The sequence below is a fragment of the Rhodanobacter sp. FW106-PBR-R2A-2-24 genome, assembly GCF_058789615.1.
On sequence record NZ_JBYTBV010000002.1, the window covers coordinates 260,043 to 275,212 of the forward strand.

At 67.6% G+C, this 15,170-nt stretch carries 14 protein-coding genes; 11 read left to right on the top strand and 3 right to left on the bottom strand.

The genetic code is table 11. The features are described 5' to 3' along the window. The first annotated feature begins 155 nt into the window (after positions 1 to 155). From AC3WQA_RS02250 to AC3WQA_RS02260, 3 genes are read left to right on the top strand one after another with little or no spacing between them, the layout of a single operon-like run. On the top strand, positions 156 to 1,673 hold the full coding sequence (locus tag AC3WQA_RS02250) for an efflux transporter outer membrane subunit (protein WP_492673484.1): 1,518 nt from the start codon (positions 156 to 158) through the stop codon (positions 1,671 to 1,673). Beyond that, positions 1,670 to 2,827, top strand: coding sequence for an efflux RND transporter periplasmic adaptor subunit (locus tag AC3WQA_RS02255; RefSeq protein ID WP_492673485.1), 1,158 nt, complete (start codon positions 1,670 to 1,672; stop codon positions 2,825 to 2,827). Before AC3WQA_RS02250 ends, AC3WQA_RS02255 begins: the two co-directional genes overlap by 4 nt. Further along, positions 2,824 to 5,943 carry an efflux RND transporter permease subunit gene (locus AC3WQA_RS02260; RefSeq protein ID WP_492673486.1) on the top strand — a complete coding sequence of 1,040 codons (3,120 nt, stop codon included), beginning with the start codon at positions 2,824 to 2,826 and terminating at the stop codon, positions 5,941 to 5,943. The genes AC3WQA_RS02255 and AC3WQA_RS02260 overlap by 4 nt, the downstream gene beginning before the upstream one ends. Position 5,944: 1 nt before the next feature. On the opposite strand, the gene AC3WQA_RS02265 is transcribed toward AC3WQA_RS02260, so the two are convergent. The 3 genes from AC3WQA_RS02265 to AC3WQA_RS02275 form a co-directional block, all read right to left on the bottom strand. Then, positions 5,945 to 6,142 (bottom strand): hypothetical protein, encoded by a 198-nt coding sequence (locus tag AC3WQA_RS02265; RefSeq protein WP_492673487.1) that lies wholly within the window; start codon positions 6,140 to 6,142, stop codon positions 5,945 to 5,947. Between the two features lie 4 nt (positions 6,143 to 6,146). Then, positions 6,147 to 6,623, bottom strand: a complete 477-nt coding sequence (tadA, locus tag AC3WQA_RS02270) for a tRNA adenosine(34) deaminase TadA (RefSeq protein WP_492673488.1) — start codon at positions 6,621 to 6,623, stop codon at positions 6,147 to 6,149. 94 nt (positions 6,624 to 6,717) lie between these two features. Then, positions 6,718 to 7,326, bottom strand: a complete 609-nt coding sequence (locus AC3WQA_RS02275; RefSeq protein WP_492673489.1) for a class I SAM-dependent DNA methyltransferase — start codon at positions 7,324 to 7,326, stop codon at positions 6,718 to 6,720. Between the two features lie 222 nt (positions 7,327 to 7,548). Between AC3WQA_RS02275 and AC3WQA_RS02280 the strand changes: the two genes are divergently transcribed. The 8 genes from AC3WQA_RS02280 (at position 7,549) to AC3WQA_RS02315 (ending at position 15,168) form a co-directional block, all read left to right on the top strand. Further along, the gene (locus AC3WQA_RS02280) at positions 7,549 to 9,093 is read left to right on the top strand and encodes a DUF1800 domain-containing protein (RefSeq protein ID WP_492676302.1); all 1,545 of its coding nucleotides are present in this window, start codon (positions 7,549 to 7,551) and stop codon (positions 9,091 to 9,093) included. Positions 9,094 to 9,102: 9 nt separating this feature from the next. Beyond that, positions 9,103 to 10,302 (top strand): DUF1501 domain-containing protein, encoded by a 1,200-nt coding sequence (locus AC3WQA_RS02285; protein ID WP_492673490.1) that lies wholly within the window; start codon positions 9,103 to 9,105, stop codon positions 10,300 to 10,302. A gap of 43 nt (positions 10,303 to 10,345) precedes the next feature. Further along, on the top strand, positions 10,346 to 10,993 hold the full coding sequence (locus AC3WQA_RS02290; RefSeq protein WP_492673491.1) for a dihydrofolate reductase family protein: 648 nt from the start codon (positions 10,346 to 10,348) through the stop codon (positions 10,991 to 10,993). Further along, a complete protein-coding gene (locus tag AC3WQA_RS02295; protein ID WP_492673492.1) occupies positions 10,990 to 12,555 on the top strand; it encodes a DUF1800 domain-containing protein in 1,566 nt (521 codons plus the stop codon). Before AC3WQA_RS02290 ends, AC3WQA_RS02295 begins: the two co-directional genes overlap by 4 nt. Positions 12,556 to 12,639: 84 nt before the next feature. Next, positions 12,640 to 12,918, top strand: a complete 279-nt coding sequence (locus AC3WQA_RS02300; RefSeq protein WP_492676303.1) for a type II toxin-antitoxin system RelE/ParE family toxin — start codon at positions 12,640 to 12,642, stop codon at positions 12,916 to 12,918. A 36-nt stretch (positions 12,919 to 12,954) separates the two neighbouring features. Beyond that, on the top strand, positions 12,955 to 13,254 hold the full coding sequence (locus AC3WQA_RS02305; protein ID WP_492673493.1) for a HigA family addiction module antitoxin: 300 nt from the start codon (positions 12,955 to 12,957) through the stop codon (positions 13,252 to 13,254). Positions 13,255 to 13,295: 41 nt separating this feature from the next. Then, a complete protein-coding gene (locus AC3WQA_RS02310; RefSeq protein ID WP_492673494.1) occupies positions 13,296 to 13,844 on the top strand; it encodes a M48 metallopeptidase family protein in 549 nt (182 codons plus the stop codon). Positions 13,845 to 14,049: 205 nt separating this feature from the next. Then, complete coding sequence (locus AC3WQA_RS02315) at positions 14,050 to 15,168, top strand: ISL3 family transposase (protein WP_492673495.1); 1,119 nt, start codon at positions 14,050 to 14,052, stop codon at positions 15,166 to 15,168. Positions 15,169 to 15,170: the final 2 nt, after the last annotated feature.

The following is a 15,170-nucleotide window of genomic DNA, read 5'->3' on the forward strand; positions in this document are numbered from 1 at the left end:
CCGCAATCGCCACCCGGGCGACGGCGCAAGGCGGGCCAGTTGGGCGCAAGAAAATACGGCGTTGCAAGCGGTGATGTTATAACGTACTTTCGCCTACCATGCCGCGCGGCTCGCCCGTGGTCGGAGCAACACACAGCAACGAGTACGGGTTCTGCATGGCCTCCAGTTTGATGATCCCAGCGCCCACGGCGGGCACCCTGCGCCTGGCCGTGCCGGCGCTCGCCGCACTGTGGCTCAGCGCTTGCGCGGTGGGTCCGGATTTCAAGCCGCCCGCCGCGCCGACGGTGTCGGGCTACACGTCCGGTCCGACCGCTGCGCCGGGCGCCACGCCGCGGGTGGCCGGTGGCGCGGCCCAGCAGCTCGAACCGGGAATGGATGTTTCCGGCCAGTGGTGGACGCTGTTCCATTGCGCGCCACTGGACGCGCTGGTCGCGCAGGCCTTGCAGCACAACCCGGATCTCAAGGCCGCGCAGGCGGCACTGCGCGTGGCGCACGAGAACATGCTGGCGCAGCGCGGCACCTTCCTGCCCAGCGTGACGGCGAGTTTTTCGGCCAGCCACCAGCGCCAGTCGACCTCGCTGGCCCCGGTGCCGAACTACCCGGTGGTAAGCAGCGAGTTCCAGTACAACCTCTATACGCCGCAGCTCACGATTTCCTACACGCCGGACGTGTGGGGCGGCAACCGCCGCGCATCCGAATCGCTGCAGGCGCAGGAACAGGCCGCGCGCTTCCAGATGATCGCGGCATGGAACACGCTGGCGTCGAACGTGGCGCTGGCGGCGATCCAGCAGGCGGCGCTGCAAGCGCAAGTGGACGCCATGCAGCAGCAGGTCGCCGCGGCCACGAAGATGCGGGACATCCTGCGCTACCAGTATGCGAAGGGCTACGCGAGCCAGGGCGATCTCGCCGCGCAGGAGTCGCAACTCGCGCAGGCCAGGGCCGCCTTGCCGACGCTGCGCAAGCAACTGGCGCAGCAGCGCGACCTGCTGGCGGTGTTCGCCGGGCGATGGCCGTCGCAGGTACCGCAGGATCGCTTCACGCTGGACGACCTGCGACTGCCGGGCGAGCTACCGCTGAGCCTGCCCTCGAAGCTCGTCGAGCAACGTCCCGACGTGCGCCAGGCACAAGCCAACCTGCACGCTGCGAGCGCGGCCGTGGGCGTGGCCACCGCGGCACGGTTACCCAGCCTCACCCTCAGCGCCGACACCGGCAGCACGGCGCTGACATTTTCCAAGCTGTTCACTGGCGGCACCGGTTTCTGGGACGCGGCGGCCGGCATCACCGCGCCGATTTTCGAAGGCGGCAGTCTGCTGCACCAGCAGCGCGCGGCCAAGGCGGCGTATGACGAAGCCGCCGAGCAATACCGCGGCACCGTGCTGATCGCCTTCCAGAACGTGGCCGACACCCTGGTGGCACTCGATCAGGATGCCCAGGCGCTGCAGGCCGCCGCGCAGGCCGAGCAAGCCGCCAGGCTCTCGCGGGATCTCATCGACCGCCAGCTCAAGGACGGCTACGCCAGCAACCTGCAACGACTGGCGGCCGAGCAGACCTGGCTGCAGGCGCGCCTGGCCCTCGTGCAGGCCCAGGCCAACCGTTTCGCCGACACCGTCGCGCTGTACCAGGCGCTGGGCGGTGGCTGGTGGCACCACCCGGAATTGAGCAAGCTGCAATGAAAAAACCGCCCTTCCCCGCCCTTCCCCGCCGCCGCGTGCTGGCCGCGACGCTGGCTACCGCCATCGCGCTGGCCGGCTGTTCATCCAATCAGGGCGCGCCCCCTGCGGCTGCCGACACGCCGCACAACGTCACGCTGACCGCGGCGCAACAGCAGAGCATCCGGCTCTACACCGTGGCGAACACCTCGTTCCACCGCACGGTGGATACCACCGGCACAGTGGATTACGACCAGAACCGCAGCACCGCCATGCTGGCGCCTTTCTCCGGCCCGGTGAGCAAGCTGCTGGTGAGCCTGGGCGAAAAGGTGAAACAGGGCCAGCCGCTGGCCACGGTGGCTTCGCCCGACTTTGCCACCGCCGTGGATGGCTACCGCAAGACGCTGGCCGCCGCGCACGCCGCCACGCAAGTGGCCGCCACCGACAAGGACCTCTTCGCACATCACGCCATCTCCGCGCGCGAGAACGCGCAGGCGCAATCCGACGCGGTCGGCGCACAGTCCGACAGCAACGCCGCGCGGCAGGCGCTGCTGGCGTTGAACGTCGACCCGCGGGTGATCGCGGCCATCGAACAGGGCCGCCCGATGGCAACCGTGCAAGGCGTGATCCGCGCGCCGATGGCCGGCACGGTGGTGGCGCGGCAGATCACGCCCGGCCAGTTGCTGCAGGCCGGCAGCACGCCCTGCTTCACCATCGCCGACACCACCGCGATGTGGGTGCAAGCACAGGTGTTCGGCAGCGATCTCGCCATCGTGAAGCCCGGCGACACCGCCGAGGTGGTGCTCGGCGACGGCCGGACGCTGCACGGCAAGGTCGCCAACCTGTCGCCGGAAGTCGACCCCGCCACCCGCGCGGTCGCCGCGCGCGTGGTGGTCGACAACCCCCATGGCCTGCTCAGGAAGCCGATGTACGTGCACGTGCGCATCGCCGCCGCCGCGGCAGGCAGCGGCCTGCTGGTGCCGGAGGGCGCGGTGTTGCGCGACGACGAGAACCTGCCCTTCGTGTACGTGCGGGCAGCCGACGGCAGCTACGCGCGCCGCCCGGTGCGGCTCGGCCTGCGCGTGGGTGACCGCTACCTGATCGAACAGGGCCTCGCGGCCGGCGACAAGGTGGTGGCCGAAGGCGGCATCTTCCTGCGTTTCATCCAGACCCAATGAGCGCCGAACTCACGCCTCCCGGGGCTCGTCCGGCTTCCTTCATCAACCGCATCGTGGCGTTCGCGCTGGAGCAGCGCCTGCTCGTCGTGCTGCTCACCGCATTGGTGGCCGGCGCCGGCATCTGGGCGCTCAAGCGCCTGCCGATGGATGCCTACCCCGACCTTTCGCCGCCGATGGTGGAGATCATCACGCAGTGGCCGGGCCACTCCGCCGAGGAGGTGGAGCGGCTGATCACGGTGCCGGTCGAGCTGGGCATGAACGGCATTCCCAAACTCGCGGTGAAGCGCTCGATCTCGCTGTACGGCCTGTCCGACGTCACCCTCACCTTCAACGACGGCACCGACAGCTACTGGGCGCGCCAGCGCGTGTTCAACCGCATCGCGGGCATCACCCTGCCCAGCGGCGTAACCCCTTCGGTGTCGCCGCTGTCCTCGCCGTCGGGCCTCATCTACCGCTACGTGCTCACCAGCACCGACCGCTCGCCGATGGAGCTGAAGACGCTGGAGGACTGGGTGATCGCGCCGCAGTACCGCTCGGTGCCCGGCGTGGCCGATGACTCCGCCTTTGGCGGCGGCAACATGCAGTACCAGGTGCAGCTCGACCCCGCGCAGATCGCCGCGCAGGGCTTGTCGGTGGCGCAGGTGGAAGCGGCCATCGCCGCCAACAACGGCAATGCCGGTGGCGGCTTCTACACACAGGGCGGCCAGTTCTTCTACGTGCGCGGGCTGGGGCTCATCAAGACCACCGAAGACATCGGCAACATCGTGCTGGCCGTGCACGACGGCACGCCGGTGCGGGTGAAGGACGTGGGCAAGGTCGGCATCGGCATCGCGCCGCGCCTGGGCGAGTTCGGCTACATGGGCCAGAACGACGCCGTAGAAGGCGTGATCCTGATGCTCACGGGCGAAAAGACCCAGGACGTGCTCACGCGCGTGGAGGCCAAGACCCGCGAGTTGAACCAGCACGTCTTGCCGCCGGACGTGAAGATCCACCCGTTCTACGACCTCAGCGACCTGATCGCGCAGACCACGCACGTGGTCGAACGCAACCTGCTGCTCGGCATGGTGCTGGTCATCCTGGTGCTGATCTTCTTCCTCTACGATCTCCGCGCCGGCCTGATCGTGGCCGTGACGATACCGCTGGCGCTGCTGTTCGCCTTCGTCTGCATCCAGTTGCAAGGCGCCTCGGCCAACCTGCTCTCCATCGGCGCGGTGGATTTCGGCATCCTGGTGGATGGCGCGATCTTCATGGTGGAGAACATCTACCGCGAGCTGGCCAGGCGCCACGGCACCGGGTACGACCTCCGCGAGGTGATCCGCGCGGCGGCTTCCGAGGTGGATCGCCCGCTGGTCTACGCGATGGCGGTGATCGTGGCGAGCTTTTTGCCGATCTACGTGCTGACCGGGCCGTCTGGCACGCTGTTCAAGCCGATGGCCGACACCATGATCTTCGCCCTGGTCGGCTCGCTGCTGGTCACGCTGACCCTGCTGCCGGTGCTGTGCGCGCTCATCATGCGCAAGGGCGTGCGCGAGCGGCGCAACGCGATCTTCGAGAAGCTGCAGACGGCTTACGCGCGACTGCTGGATCGCTGCATGGCCAGCCGCTGGCGCACCGCGGCGATCCCGGCCCTGCTGCTGGCGGCCTCCCTGTTGCTGGTGCCGCGCATCGGCGCCGAGTTCATGCCCAAGCTGGACGAAGGCGCGCTGTGGGTGCGCGCCACCATGCCCTACACCATTTCCTACCAGAAATCCGCCGAGATCACGCCGAAGATCCGCGCCATCCTGCGCTCCTTCCCGGTGGTGACCACGGTGACCTCGGAACTGGGGCGGCCCGACGACGGCACCGATTCCACCGGCTTTTTCAACGTGGAATTCTTCGTGGGGCTGAAGCCCTACGCCGAATGGGGCGGCAAGTACGCCAGCAAGCAGGCGCTGATCGACGCAATCAACCAGAAGCTCGCGGTGTTCCCCGGCATTTCCTTCAACTACACCCAACCGGCCGAGGATGCGGTGGACGAGGCCGAAACCGGGCTCAAGAGTTCGCTGGCGGTGAAGGTGTACGGCCCCGACCTGAAGACGCTGCAGGAGAAAGGCAAGGCGATCAAGCAGGCGATGCAGCAAGTGCCCGGCATCACCGACGTCACCCTGGTCCACGAGCTGGGCCAGCCCACCCTCGCCATCGACATCAATCGCGCCGCCATCGCGCGCTACGGGCTCAACGTGGCCGACGTCAACAGCGTGATCGAGGCGGCGGTCGGCGGCGCCGTGGCCACCCAGGTCACACAGGGCGAAAAGCAGTTCGACCTGCTGGTACGCCTGGAGCGCCAGTACCGCGACAACCCGCAGGCGATTGGCGACATTCCGGTGCTCACCCCGGGCGGGCAGCAGATCCCGCTGAAAATGCTGGCCGACATCCGGATCGAGAACGGCGCCTCCTTCATCTACCGCGAAGACAACTCGCGCTACATCGGCGTGCAGTTCTCGGTGAGCGGGCGCGACCTGGCCAGCACGGTGGGCGCGGCGATCAGGCAGGTGGCCAGCGCGGTGAAACTGCCGCAAGGCTATCGGCTGGACTGGGGCGGCGAATACAAGGAATACACCGCCTCGCGGGCACAGATGGGCGTGATCCTGCCGCTCACGGTGCTGCTGATCTTCGGCCTGCTGTTCGTGCTGTACGGCAACTTCAAGTTCCCCTTCATCACCGTGCTCGGCGTGCTGCTCAGCTCGCCCTTCGGCGCGATCCTCGCGTTGTGGCTCACCGACACGCCGTTCTCGGTGTCCTCCGGCATCGGCTTCATCGTGCTGTTCGGCGTCTCGGTGCTGACCTCGGTGGTCTACATCTCCTGCGTCAACGAACTGCGGCTGGGCGGCATGGGCATGCTGGAAGCCGCGCGCGAGGCCGCCCTGCTGCGCCTGCGGCCGATCACGATGACGGCACTGGTCGCCGCCATCGGCCTGCTGCCGGCTGCCATCGCCACCGGCGTGGGCACCGACTCGCAGCGTCCGTTCGCGCTGGTGATCGTGGCGGGCATGCTCTCGCGCCTGCTGATCGGCGTGTTCCTGATGCCCGCGCTGTACAGCCTGGTGGCGCGCCCGGGCGACCGGCTGCAGGTGTGAGTCAGCCGCGCAAGCCGGCGACGCCCGCGTACAAGCCCAGCCCCGCCGTGGGCGCGATGGTGATGGCCGCCACCATGGCGCCTGCACGCTGCAGCCGGTACGGCCAGGCCAGCACGCGGCGGGCGAGCAGGTAAAGGAAGCTGTGCGCGACGGGCGGCAGCACGGCGTTCATCGCCGGTGCGCCGACGCCGGGCGCCACCGTGTCAGCGCCGTGCGCGGAAAAACTCGCGCAACATCGTCGAGGACGCCTCGGCCAACAAGCCGCCCTGCACCACCAGGCGGTGGTTGTGGCGCGGGTCGATCAGGGTGTCGAACATGCTGCCGGCGGCGCCAGTCTTGGGGTCGGTGGCCGCGTACACCACGCGGCCGATGCGCGCGTGGATCAGCGCCATCGCGCACATCACGCACGGCTCCAGCGTCACGTACAAGGTGGCGCCGACGACGCGATGATTGGCCAGTTTCTCGCCCGCCGCGCGCAGCGCCATCACCTCGGCGTGCGCGGTGGGGTCGTGCAGGGTGATGTTGCGGTTCCAGCCCAGCCCGACGATTTCGCCGTGCAGAACCAGCACGGCGCCCACCGGCACCTCATGCTCGGCGTCGCTGGCATGCGCGGCCAGTTGCAGCGCGCGGCGCATGTGGGCTTCGTCGTCGGGCGTGAAAGGCGGGGTGGTTTCGGTCATGGCGCGGGCAGGCATTCCGGGCACGAAAGGCGGCGAATCGTCCGGGTTTTTCCCGGCCGCGACAAGGGTAGCAGTCCGTCGCTGTCGCAGCCCGTCATCCGGGCAGTTGCGCCCGCTCCAGCGCCGCGACGTGCCGCTCCAGCCGCGGCCCCAGGTAGCAATGCGAACCGCAGGGCAACAGCCCCGCCTTGCCGAACTCGCGCAGATACCAGCCCGGCGCGCGCGCCACGTAACCCTGGCGGTCGCCGTCCACGTCGTCGCGGCTGGTGAACAGTTCGAGGAAGGCGATGCCTTCGAGCATTTCGCCGATGCCGACCAGGCCGGCACGGATCTCGGCGGGCTTCAGGTAATGCAGCACGTCGCTGCACACGATCAGGTCGAAGCGCGTGTCGAAGCGCAGGTGCTCCAACTGACCGAAGGTCGCCAGGCCGAGGTTGCGGCTGCGCCCGTAGCGCGCCACCGCGTAGGTGCTCGCATCCAGCCCACGGTAGTCGAGGCCGGGCCGCAGCGCGCGCAGCGGGGCGCGCCATGCGCCTTCGCCGCAACCCACGTCGAGCACGTTGCGGATCGGACGGCCGAGGTAGTACTCCGCCTGCGCCACCGCCATCGCCACCTTGCGCTTGAGTTCGGCCGGCGAGCCTACCGCGTGCGCCGGGTGGCGATACCACTTGTCGAAATAGGCGCGGTCGTAGGTCTTGGGCATCACGGGAACTCCGGCGGGATGGCGCATGGTAACCGGCGCGCGAAGGCGCAAAAGTTTGCGAAACCTGAATCGGTGGCGAACTCCAGCACGATCCTCACCTCCCCACGTCATCCCCTGCCGCAGGCTCGGCGTTGAAGCCAGCCAACCACCCCATGGGGAAGCGCCGTGTCCGCCACCTCGAATCGACGCTGCCATATCGCGTTGGGCCTGCTGCTGGGTGCCATGCCGGCGCTGGCCGACGCCGGCACGCCGCCGATGAAACCCTTGCCCACCACCGCCGTCACCGCCCGGGTGGACGGGTTGACCCTGGCCGACCTCGCCTGGCTGCGCCGCGATGGCTTCGGCCTGGACAGCGCCACGCTGGCGCGCTACCGCCAGCTCGGCCGCACGCGCTTCCTCGATGCGCAGCTCGCCGGCGACGACGATGCCTTGCCGCCCGCCGTAGCCGCGCAGATCAGCGCCCTGCCCGTGGTGGGCACCCCGCCAACGGCGCTGTGGGCGGATTTCCAGGCACACAACAAGCAGTTCAAGGACGCGCCTGACGGTTCCACCAAAGACGCCGCGAAAAAGGCGCTTGGCGAATACCGCAGGGATCTCTACCAGCAGGCCGCGCAAGCCGAACTGCTGCACGCGATCTACGGCGGCGACCAGCTCAAGGAACAACTGGTGTGGTTCTGGCTCAACCATTTCAGCGTGTACGCGAACAAGGGTCCGGTGCGCGTGTTCGCCGCCGACTACGAGGAGCAGGTGATCCGCCCGCGCGCGCTGGGCAAGTTCAAGGACCTGGTGATGGCCACGCTGAAAAGCCCGGCCATGCTGGTGTTCCTGGACAACGTGCACAACGACAAGGACAAGACCAACGAGAACTACGCGCGCGAGCTGATGGAGCTGCATACGCTTGGCGTGGGCTCGGGCTATACGCAGGCCGACGTGCAGCAGCTCATGCGCATTTTGACTGGCGCCGGCCTGATCGGGCCCAAGTTTGCCGAGCGCGCCAACATCATGTATCGCGCGCCCCCCGGCTTCGTGCGCGATGGTCTGTTCCGTTTCAATCCGAAGCAGCACGACTTCGGCGACAAGACCTTCCTCGGCCAGACCATCAGGGGCAGCGGCTACGCCGAGATCGAGCAGGCCGTCGACCTCATCACCCGCCAGCCGGCGTGCGCGCATTTTGTCTCGCAACAACTGGCCGAATATTTCATCGACGACAAACCCGCACCGGCGTTGGTCGACGCGATGGCCAAGACCTTCCAGCAGACCGATGGCGACATCGCTGCCGTGGTGCGCACCATGCTGCTGTCGAAAGAGGCCGCCGCCGTCGACGGCCAAACATTCAAAGACCCGATGCGCTTCCTCGTTTCCTCGATGCGCCTGACCTACGACGGCCAGCCCATTCCGAACGCCGTGCCGCTGGTGAACTGGCTGCGCGCGATGGGCGAGCCGCTGTATGGCCGCATCACGCCCGACGGTTGGCCGTTGGATTCGGCAAGCTGGACCGGCTCGGGCCAGATGTCCAAACGCTTCGACTTCGCCCGCGTGATCGGCAGCGGCCGCAACCGCTTGTTCGTGGAAGACCGAGACACCCCGAACGGCAAGCCCGCCCACGCCCTGCCGCCCGGCCCGCCGGATATCCAAGGCTCCGCACTGTATCGCGATGCCATCGCGCCGCGCCTGTCCCAAGCCACCGTCACGGCACTGGCCCAAGCCAAGTCGCCGATGGAATGGAACACCTTCCTGCTGTCTTCGCCCGACTTCAACTACCGCTGAGGTGCCGCCATGAATCGCCGCGAATTCCTGCTTGCCGCCGCTGGCGCAGCCGCTGCCTCCACCTTGTCGTTCTCCAGCCGGTTGTTTGCCGCGCCCGCCAATACGCCGCGCTTCCTGTTCGTGTTTCTGCGCGGCGGCTACGACTGCAACAATCTTTTGGTGCCCACCGGCAGCGACTTCTACTATGCCGCACGCCCCACGTTGGCCATCAAGCGGCCCGATGCGAACGACCCCGACAGCGCGGTGGCGCTGGATGCGAACTGGGGCTTGAACCCGGTGGTGCGCGATTCGCTCTATCCGCTGTGGCGGAAAAAGCAGCTCGCCTTCATTCCGTTTGCCGGCACCAACGATCTTTCGCGCAGCCACTTCGAGACGCAGGATCACATCGAGCGCGGCCAGCCGGTGGGCACGGCGGGCAACTACCGCTCCGGCTTCCTCGCGCGGCTCGCCGGCCTGCTTACCGGCGTGCCCGCCATCGCCTTCACCGACAACCTGCCGCTCAGCTTCCAGGGTGCCGCGCGCGACATCCCCAACATCGCGCTGAAGGCCGACCCCAAGGCGCACTTCGACGCGCGGCAGGCAGCGATCCTCACCGGCATGTACCAGGGCACCGCGCTCGCGCAGGCCAGCGCCGACGGCCTCGCCCTGCCGCAGTCCATCGCGCAAAACCTGCGCGACGAGATGCTGGCCGCCAGCCGCGGCGCGCCCAGCGCGCACAACTTCGCCGCCGAGACGCGGCGCATCGCCACCTTGATGCGCGACCAGTACCGGCTGGGCTTCGTCGACGTCGGCGGCTGGGACACCCACGTCAACCAGGGCAGCACCAAGGGCGGGCTGGCCAACAACCTCAAGAACCTCGGCGAAGGCCTCGCCGCCTACGCCGACGCGCTGGGCGATGCCTGGAACGACACCACCGTGGTGGTGCTCTCCGAGTTCGGCCGCACCTTCCGCGAGAACGGCGACCACGGCACCGACCACGGCCACGGCACCGTGCACTGGGTGCTGGGCGGCAAGGTCGCCGGTGGCCGCATCGCCGGCGAGCAGGTGGCCGTGACCCAGGCCAACCTGTTCCAGAACCGCGACTATCCCATCTTGAACGACTACCGCGACGTGCTGGGCGGACTGTTCGCGCGGCTGTGGGGCTTGAACGCCAGCCAGTTGCAGACGGTGTTTCCGCAGGCGAGGCCACGCGATCTGCGGCTGGTTTGATCGCTAGACTGCGCTACCGCCCAACACCACGACAGGTCACGGCATGAGCAAACTGCGCGTCCACTGCTTCTCGGTGTCCATCGACGGCTACGCCGCCGGCCCGCACCAGGATCTCGAACACCCGCTAGGCGTCGGCGGCCCGGCCTTGATGCAGTGGTTCTTCCCTACCCGGCTATGGCAGCGCCATCAGGGCCAGGACGGCGGCGAGGCCGGCGTCGACAACGAGATCGCCGAACAAGGCTTCGCCGGCATCGGCGCGTGGATACTCGGGCGCAACATGTTCGGCCCCGTGCGCGGCCCCTGGCCCGACGAAAGCTGGCGCGGCTGGTGGGGCGAAGAGCCGCCCTACCACGTGCCGGTGTTTGTGCTCACCCACCACCCGCGCCCCAGCCTGCGCATGGCCGGTGGCACCGAATTCCACTTCGTCACCGACGGCATCGAGTCCGCGCTGCGCCAGGCCAAGGCGGCGGCTGGCGGGCTCGACGTGCGCCTCGGCGGCGGCGCGGCCACGGTGCGCGAATACCTGCGCGCCGGCCTGATCGACGAGCTGCACCTGGCGCTGCCGTCTGTCTTGCTCGGCGCAGGCGAACACCTGCTGGGCGGCCTCGACCTGCCAGCATTGGGCTACGCCTGCGATCGCCAGGTGATGGGCGAGCGCGCCTGCCACGTGTTTTTGAGCAAGCGCGCATGACGCGCGCGGCGTGCATCTCCCGGCGTGTGCCACGCGCACGTCTGCGCACCGCGCTGGCCGGCGCCGTCCTGCTGCTCACCGCCTGCGCCAGCCAGCCGCCGCGACCGGCCGCAAGCAGCGCCTTCGCGCGCGACGATCTCACCTGGCTGCGTCGCGACGGCTTCGGCGTGGACAGCGCGGACGTGGCGCGTTATCGCGCGCTGGGCCGCGATGGGCTGCTTGATGCGCAACTGGCCGACCGCGTGCCGGGTTCGCTGCCGCCACCCATCGCCAACCTGATCCACGGCTTCGAGGCGGTGCGTACGCCGATGCCGACGCTGCTCGACGACCTGCACGACGCGCAGATGCAGGCCAAGGCCATGCCCGTCGGCCCGGACAAGGACGCCGCCAACAAGGCCTGGCAGAAGCACGGCTACGAGCTGATGCAACAGGCGCGGCAGGCCGAGCTGCTGCAAGCGGCGTACGGGACTAACCAGCTCAAGGAGCAGTTGGTGTGGTTCTGGCTCAACCACTTCAGCGTGTACGCGCCCAAGGGCCGCATCCGCTGGGAGCTGGCCGATTACGAACAGCACGTGATCCGCCCGCATGCGCTGGGCAAGTTCCGCGACCTGGTAATGGCCACGCTGGAAAGTCCGGCGATGCTGGAATACCTGGACAACGCGCAGAACGCCAAGGGTCACGTCAACGAGAACTACGCGCGCGAGCTGATGGAACTGCATACGCTGGGCGTGGGTTCGGGCTACACCCAGCAGGACGTGCAGCAGCTGGCGCTGATCCTCACCGGCGTCGGTGTCGCGCCCGTCGACGGCAAGCCGCAGCACTTCAACGCCAAGGCGGCACCGCTGGTGGTGCACCACAACCTGTTCGAGTTCAACCCGTATCGGCACGACTTCCGCGACAAGGTTTTTCTGGGCCAACGCGTCAAGGGGCGCGGCTTCGACGAGGTGAAGCAGGCGGTGGACATCATCGTGCGCCGGCCGGCCTGCGCGAACTTCATCGCGCGCCAGCTCGCGCAATACTTCGTGGCCGACAACCCGCCGCCGGCGCTGGTGGCGCGCATGGCGCAGACCTTCCAACACACCGACGGCGACATCCAGGCCGTGCTGCGCACGCTGTTCGACTCGCCCGAGCTGCTGCACAGCGGTCGCCAGTTCATGGACCCGATCCGCTTCGTGGTGGCCTCCACCCGCCTCGCCTACGACGGCAAACCCATCGCCAATGCCTTGCCACTGGTGTACTGGCTCGACCAGCTCGGCGAACCGCTGTACGGCCGCATCACCCCCGACGGCTGGCCGCTGGACGGCGCAAGCTGGACGGGCTCGGGCCAGTTGTCGAAGCGCTTCGACATCGCCGCCGCCATCGGCAACGGCAACACCCAACTGTTCACCCCACCCGGCAGCAAGACGCGCGAAGCCGGCTTCCCGATGCTCACCACGCGGCTGTACTACGACGCCATCGAGCCGCACCTTTCGCCCGCCACGCGCGACGCACTGGCCAAGGCGCAGTCGCAGCAGGAATGGAACACTTTTCTGTTGGCTTCGCCGGACTTCAACTATCGCTGAGGTTGCCAAAGGCAAAGCCGTTTTGCCTCACGCCGTCGATGTGTCCGCTTGCTGCCTATCGTTTATCGGCATACGATAAACGTCATGATACGGACGTTCGCCGACAAGGATACGGCTGCCATCGCGCGCGGCGAGCATGTGCGCCGCTGGTCGAGCATCGAGGCTGCCGCCCGGCGCAAACTGGCGCAGCTCAATGCCGCAGCAACGCTGGACTTCCTGCGCGTGCCACCAGGTAACCGGCTGGAAGCCCTGAAGGGCAACCGCAGTGGGCAGCACAGCATCCGCATCAACGACCAGTTTCGTATCTGCTTTGTCTGGAAGGACAGTGGCGCCCACAACGTCGAGATATGCGACTACCACTGACGCACACCCACCCTTCGACCAGCCACGGGAAAAACCATGACCCGCAAGAAAACCCTTCCCCCGGTGCACCCAGGCGAAATCCTCCGCGAGGAATTCATGAAGCCGTTCGGGCTATCGGCCAACGCCTTGGCGAACGCCATCGGCGTCACCGCCGCTCGCGTGAACGAGATAGCCAACGAGCGGCGCGGCATCACCGCCGATACCGCCCTGCGGCTGGCCGCGTACTTCGGAACTGACGCACAAAGCTGGCTGAACCTGCAAAAGAACTACGAGCTCGAATGCGCGCGCATTGCGCTGGCCGGCGAGCTGGAGCACATCCAGCCACGCGCGGCCTGAAGCGCGACGCCCGCGCGTCGGCACAATGCGAGAATGCGCAGATGACCCCGCTGAAGTATCTCCAGGCGTATTCGCCTGCCCTGCAGGACAAGGCGCGCCAACTGATCGCGCAGCAGCGCCTTGGCGAGCACCTGGCCACGCGTTACCCGGACCGTCACGACGTGCAGAGCGACAAGGCGCTGTACGCCTACGTGGCCGCGCTGAAACAGCGGCATCTGAAAACCGCGCCGGGCATCGACAAGGTGCTGTACGACAGCAAGCTCGACGTGGTGCAGCGCGCACTGGGCCTGCACACCGCGATCTCGCGCGTGCAGGGCAGCCGGCTCAAGGCGAAAAAGGAGATTCGCGTAGCCAGCCTGTTCAAGGCCGCCGCGCCGGAGTTCCTGCAGATGATCGTGGTGCACGAGCTGGCGCACCTGAAAGAAAGCGAGCACAACAAGGCGTTCTACCAGCTGTACCAGTACATGCTGCCGGACTACCACCAGCGGGAATTCGACCTGCGCCTGTACCTGACCTGGCGCGAGTTGCCTTCAACAACCGGGCTCATCGCGGAATCGTGTGGGCGTCCACGCCGGCAAAGGCTTGCGTAAACCTCCTCTGGCAAGCCATCTTCGGCCAGCAGGTGGGCGGTTGATTCCTGCATCGACTCGGTGAGCGAGGTTGTGCGATGAAGACAGGCCGCAGTCTGCGCGAGTTGTTCTCCTTCCCCGGCTTCGATGCGGCGGCGACGCTGGCGGGCGAATTCGGCGATCCAAAGGCACGCATCGTCCAACTTCGGCGCCGAAAAAAACGGCCGTGTGTTCGCGCTGCGGCCATCGCTGCCGCGGGCGTTACGACCAGAAAACCTGCCGTAGCCGCGACCTGCGCGTGGCCGGCTGGTTCCTGTACGTGGAGTACGAACGCTGGCGGGTGGATTGTCCCGGGTGCGGCGGCGTGCATGTAGAGCGGTTGGACTGGCTGGCGACCAATCCGCGCTACACCGCGCGCTTCGCCCTGCACGTGGGCAACCTCTGCCGCAGCATGACGAACAAGGCGGTGGCCGAGCTGGAGCGCCTGCACGACGGCACGGTCAAGGACCTGTCCAAGTTGTACATGGCCGAGCAGGTGCGCCGTGCCGGCTTGCCCGCGCCGCGCGCCATCGGCATCGACGAGATCGCCATCCACAAGGGCCACGACTACCGCGTGGTGGTCAGCGACCTGGAGCAGAGGCGGCCGATCTGGTTCGGTGGGCAAGGCCGCACCGAGGCGGACATCGATCGCTTCTTCGCCGAACTGGGGCCGACCAAGAGTGCGCGCATCGAACTGGCGCTGATGGACATGTGGCGCCCCTTCCGCAACTCGGTCGCCAGGAACGCCCCCCACGCCGCCATCGCCTTCGACAAATTCCACATCCTGCGTCACCTCGGCGACGCGCTCGACCAGGTGCGCCGCGACGAATACAAGCGCCTGCAGGGCAAGGACCGTAGTTACATCAAGGGCCAGCGCTACACACTGCTGAGCCACCGCGAGAACCTTAGCCTGGACGGACGCGCCGCCCTCAAGAAGCTGCTGGCAGCGAACAAGCGCCTGCACACCGCCTACCTGCTGAAGGAATCCTTCGGGCAGCTGTGGAGCTATCGCACCGAGCGCGGCGCACGGGTGTTCTTCGAGCGCTGGAAGCAGAGCCTGCGCTGGCAGCGCCTGGCGCCGTACCAGAAGTTCGGGCACATGATCGAGCGCCACTGGGACGGCATCGCCGCCTACTGCCAGCCCGACCACAAGGTCAGTCTCGGGCTGGTCGAAGGCCTCAACAACAAGATCCGCGTCATCCAGCGCAGCGCCTACGGCTACCGCGACGAGGACTACCTGAGGCTCAAGGTCATCGCCAGCTTCCTGCCGCCGCTACCCGAAAACGCCAAAATTCACCCACACTGATC

What these genes read in the sequence shown, in the direction of transcription:
- AC3WQA_RS02250 (WP_492673484.1), top strand. Translation starts at nt 156, where the DNA reads ATGGCCTCCAGTTTGATGATCCCAGCGCCCACGGCGGGCACCCTGCGC.
- AC3WQA_RS02255 (WP_492673485.1), top strand. Translation starts at nt 1,670, where the DNA reads ATGAAAAAACCGCCCTTCCCCGCCCTTCCCCGCCGCCGCGTGCTGGCC.
- AC3WQA_RS02260 (WP_492673486.1), top strand. Translation starts at nt 2,824, where the DNA reads ATGAGCGCCGAACTCACGCCTCCCGGGGCTCGTCCGGCTTCCTTCATC.
- tadA (WP_492673488.1), bottom strand. Translation starts at nt 6,623, where the DNA reads ATGACCGAAACCACCCCGCCTTTCACGCCCGACGACGAAGCCCACATG.
- AC3WQA_RS02275 (WP_492673489.1), bottom strand. Translation starts at nt 7,326, where the DNA reads ATGCCCAAGACCTACGACCGCGCCTATTTCGACAAGTGGTATCGCCAC.
- AC3WQA_RS02280 (WP_492676302.1), top strand. Translation starts at nt 7,549, where the DNA reads ATGCCGGCGCTGGCCGACGCCGGCACGCCGCCGATGAAACCCTTGCCC.
- AC3WQA_RS02285 (WP_492673490.1), top strand. Translation starts at nt 9,103, where the DNA reads ATGAATCGCCGCGAATTCCTGCTTGCCGCCGCTGGCGCAGCCGCTGCC.
- AC3WQA_RS02290 (WP_492673491.1), top strand. Translation starts at nt 10,346, where the DNA reads ATGAGCAAACTGCGCGTCCACTGCTTCTCGGTGTCCATCGACGGCTAC.
- AC3WQA_RS02295 (WP_492673492.1), top strand. Translation starts at nt 10,990, where the DNA reads ATGACGCGCGCGGCGTGCATCTCCCGGCGTGTGCCACGCGCACGTCTG.
- AC3WQA_RS02300 (WP_492676303.1), top strand. Translation starts at nt 12,640, where the DNA reads ATGATACGGACGTTCGCCGACAAGGATACGGCTGCCATCGCGCGCGGC.
- AC3WQA_RS02305 (WP_492673493.1), top strand. Translation starts at nt 12,955, where the DNA reads ATGACCCGCAAGAAAACCCTTCCCCCGGTGCACCCAGGCGAAATCCTC.
- AC3WQA_RS02310 (WP_492673494.1), top strand. Translation starts at nt 13,296, where the DNA reads ATGACCCCGCTGAAGTATCTCCAGGCGTATTCGCCTGCCCTGCAGGAC.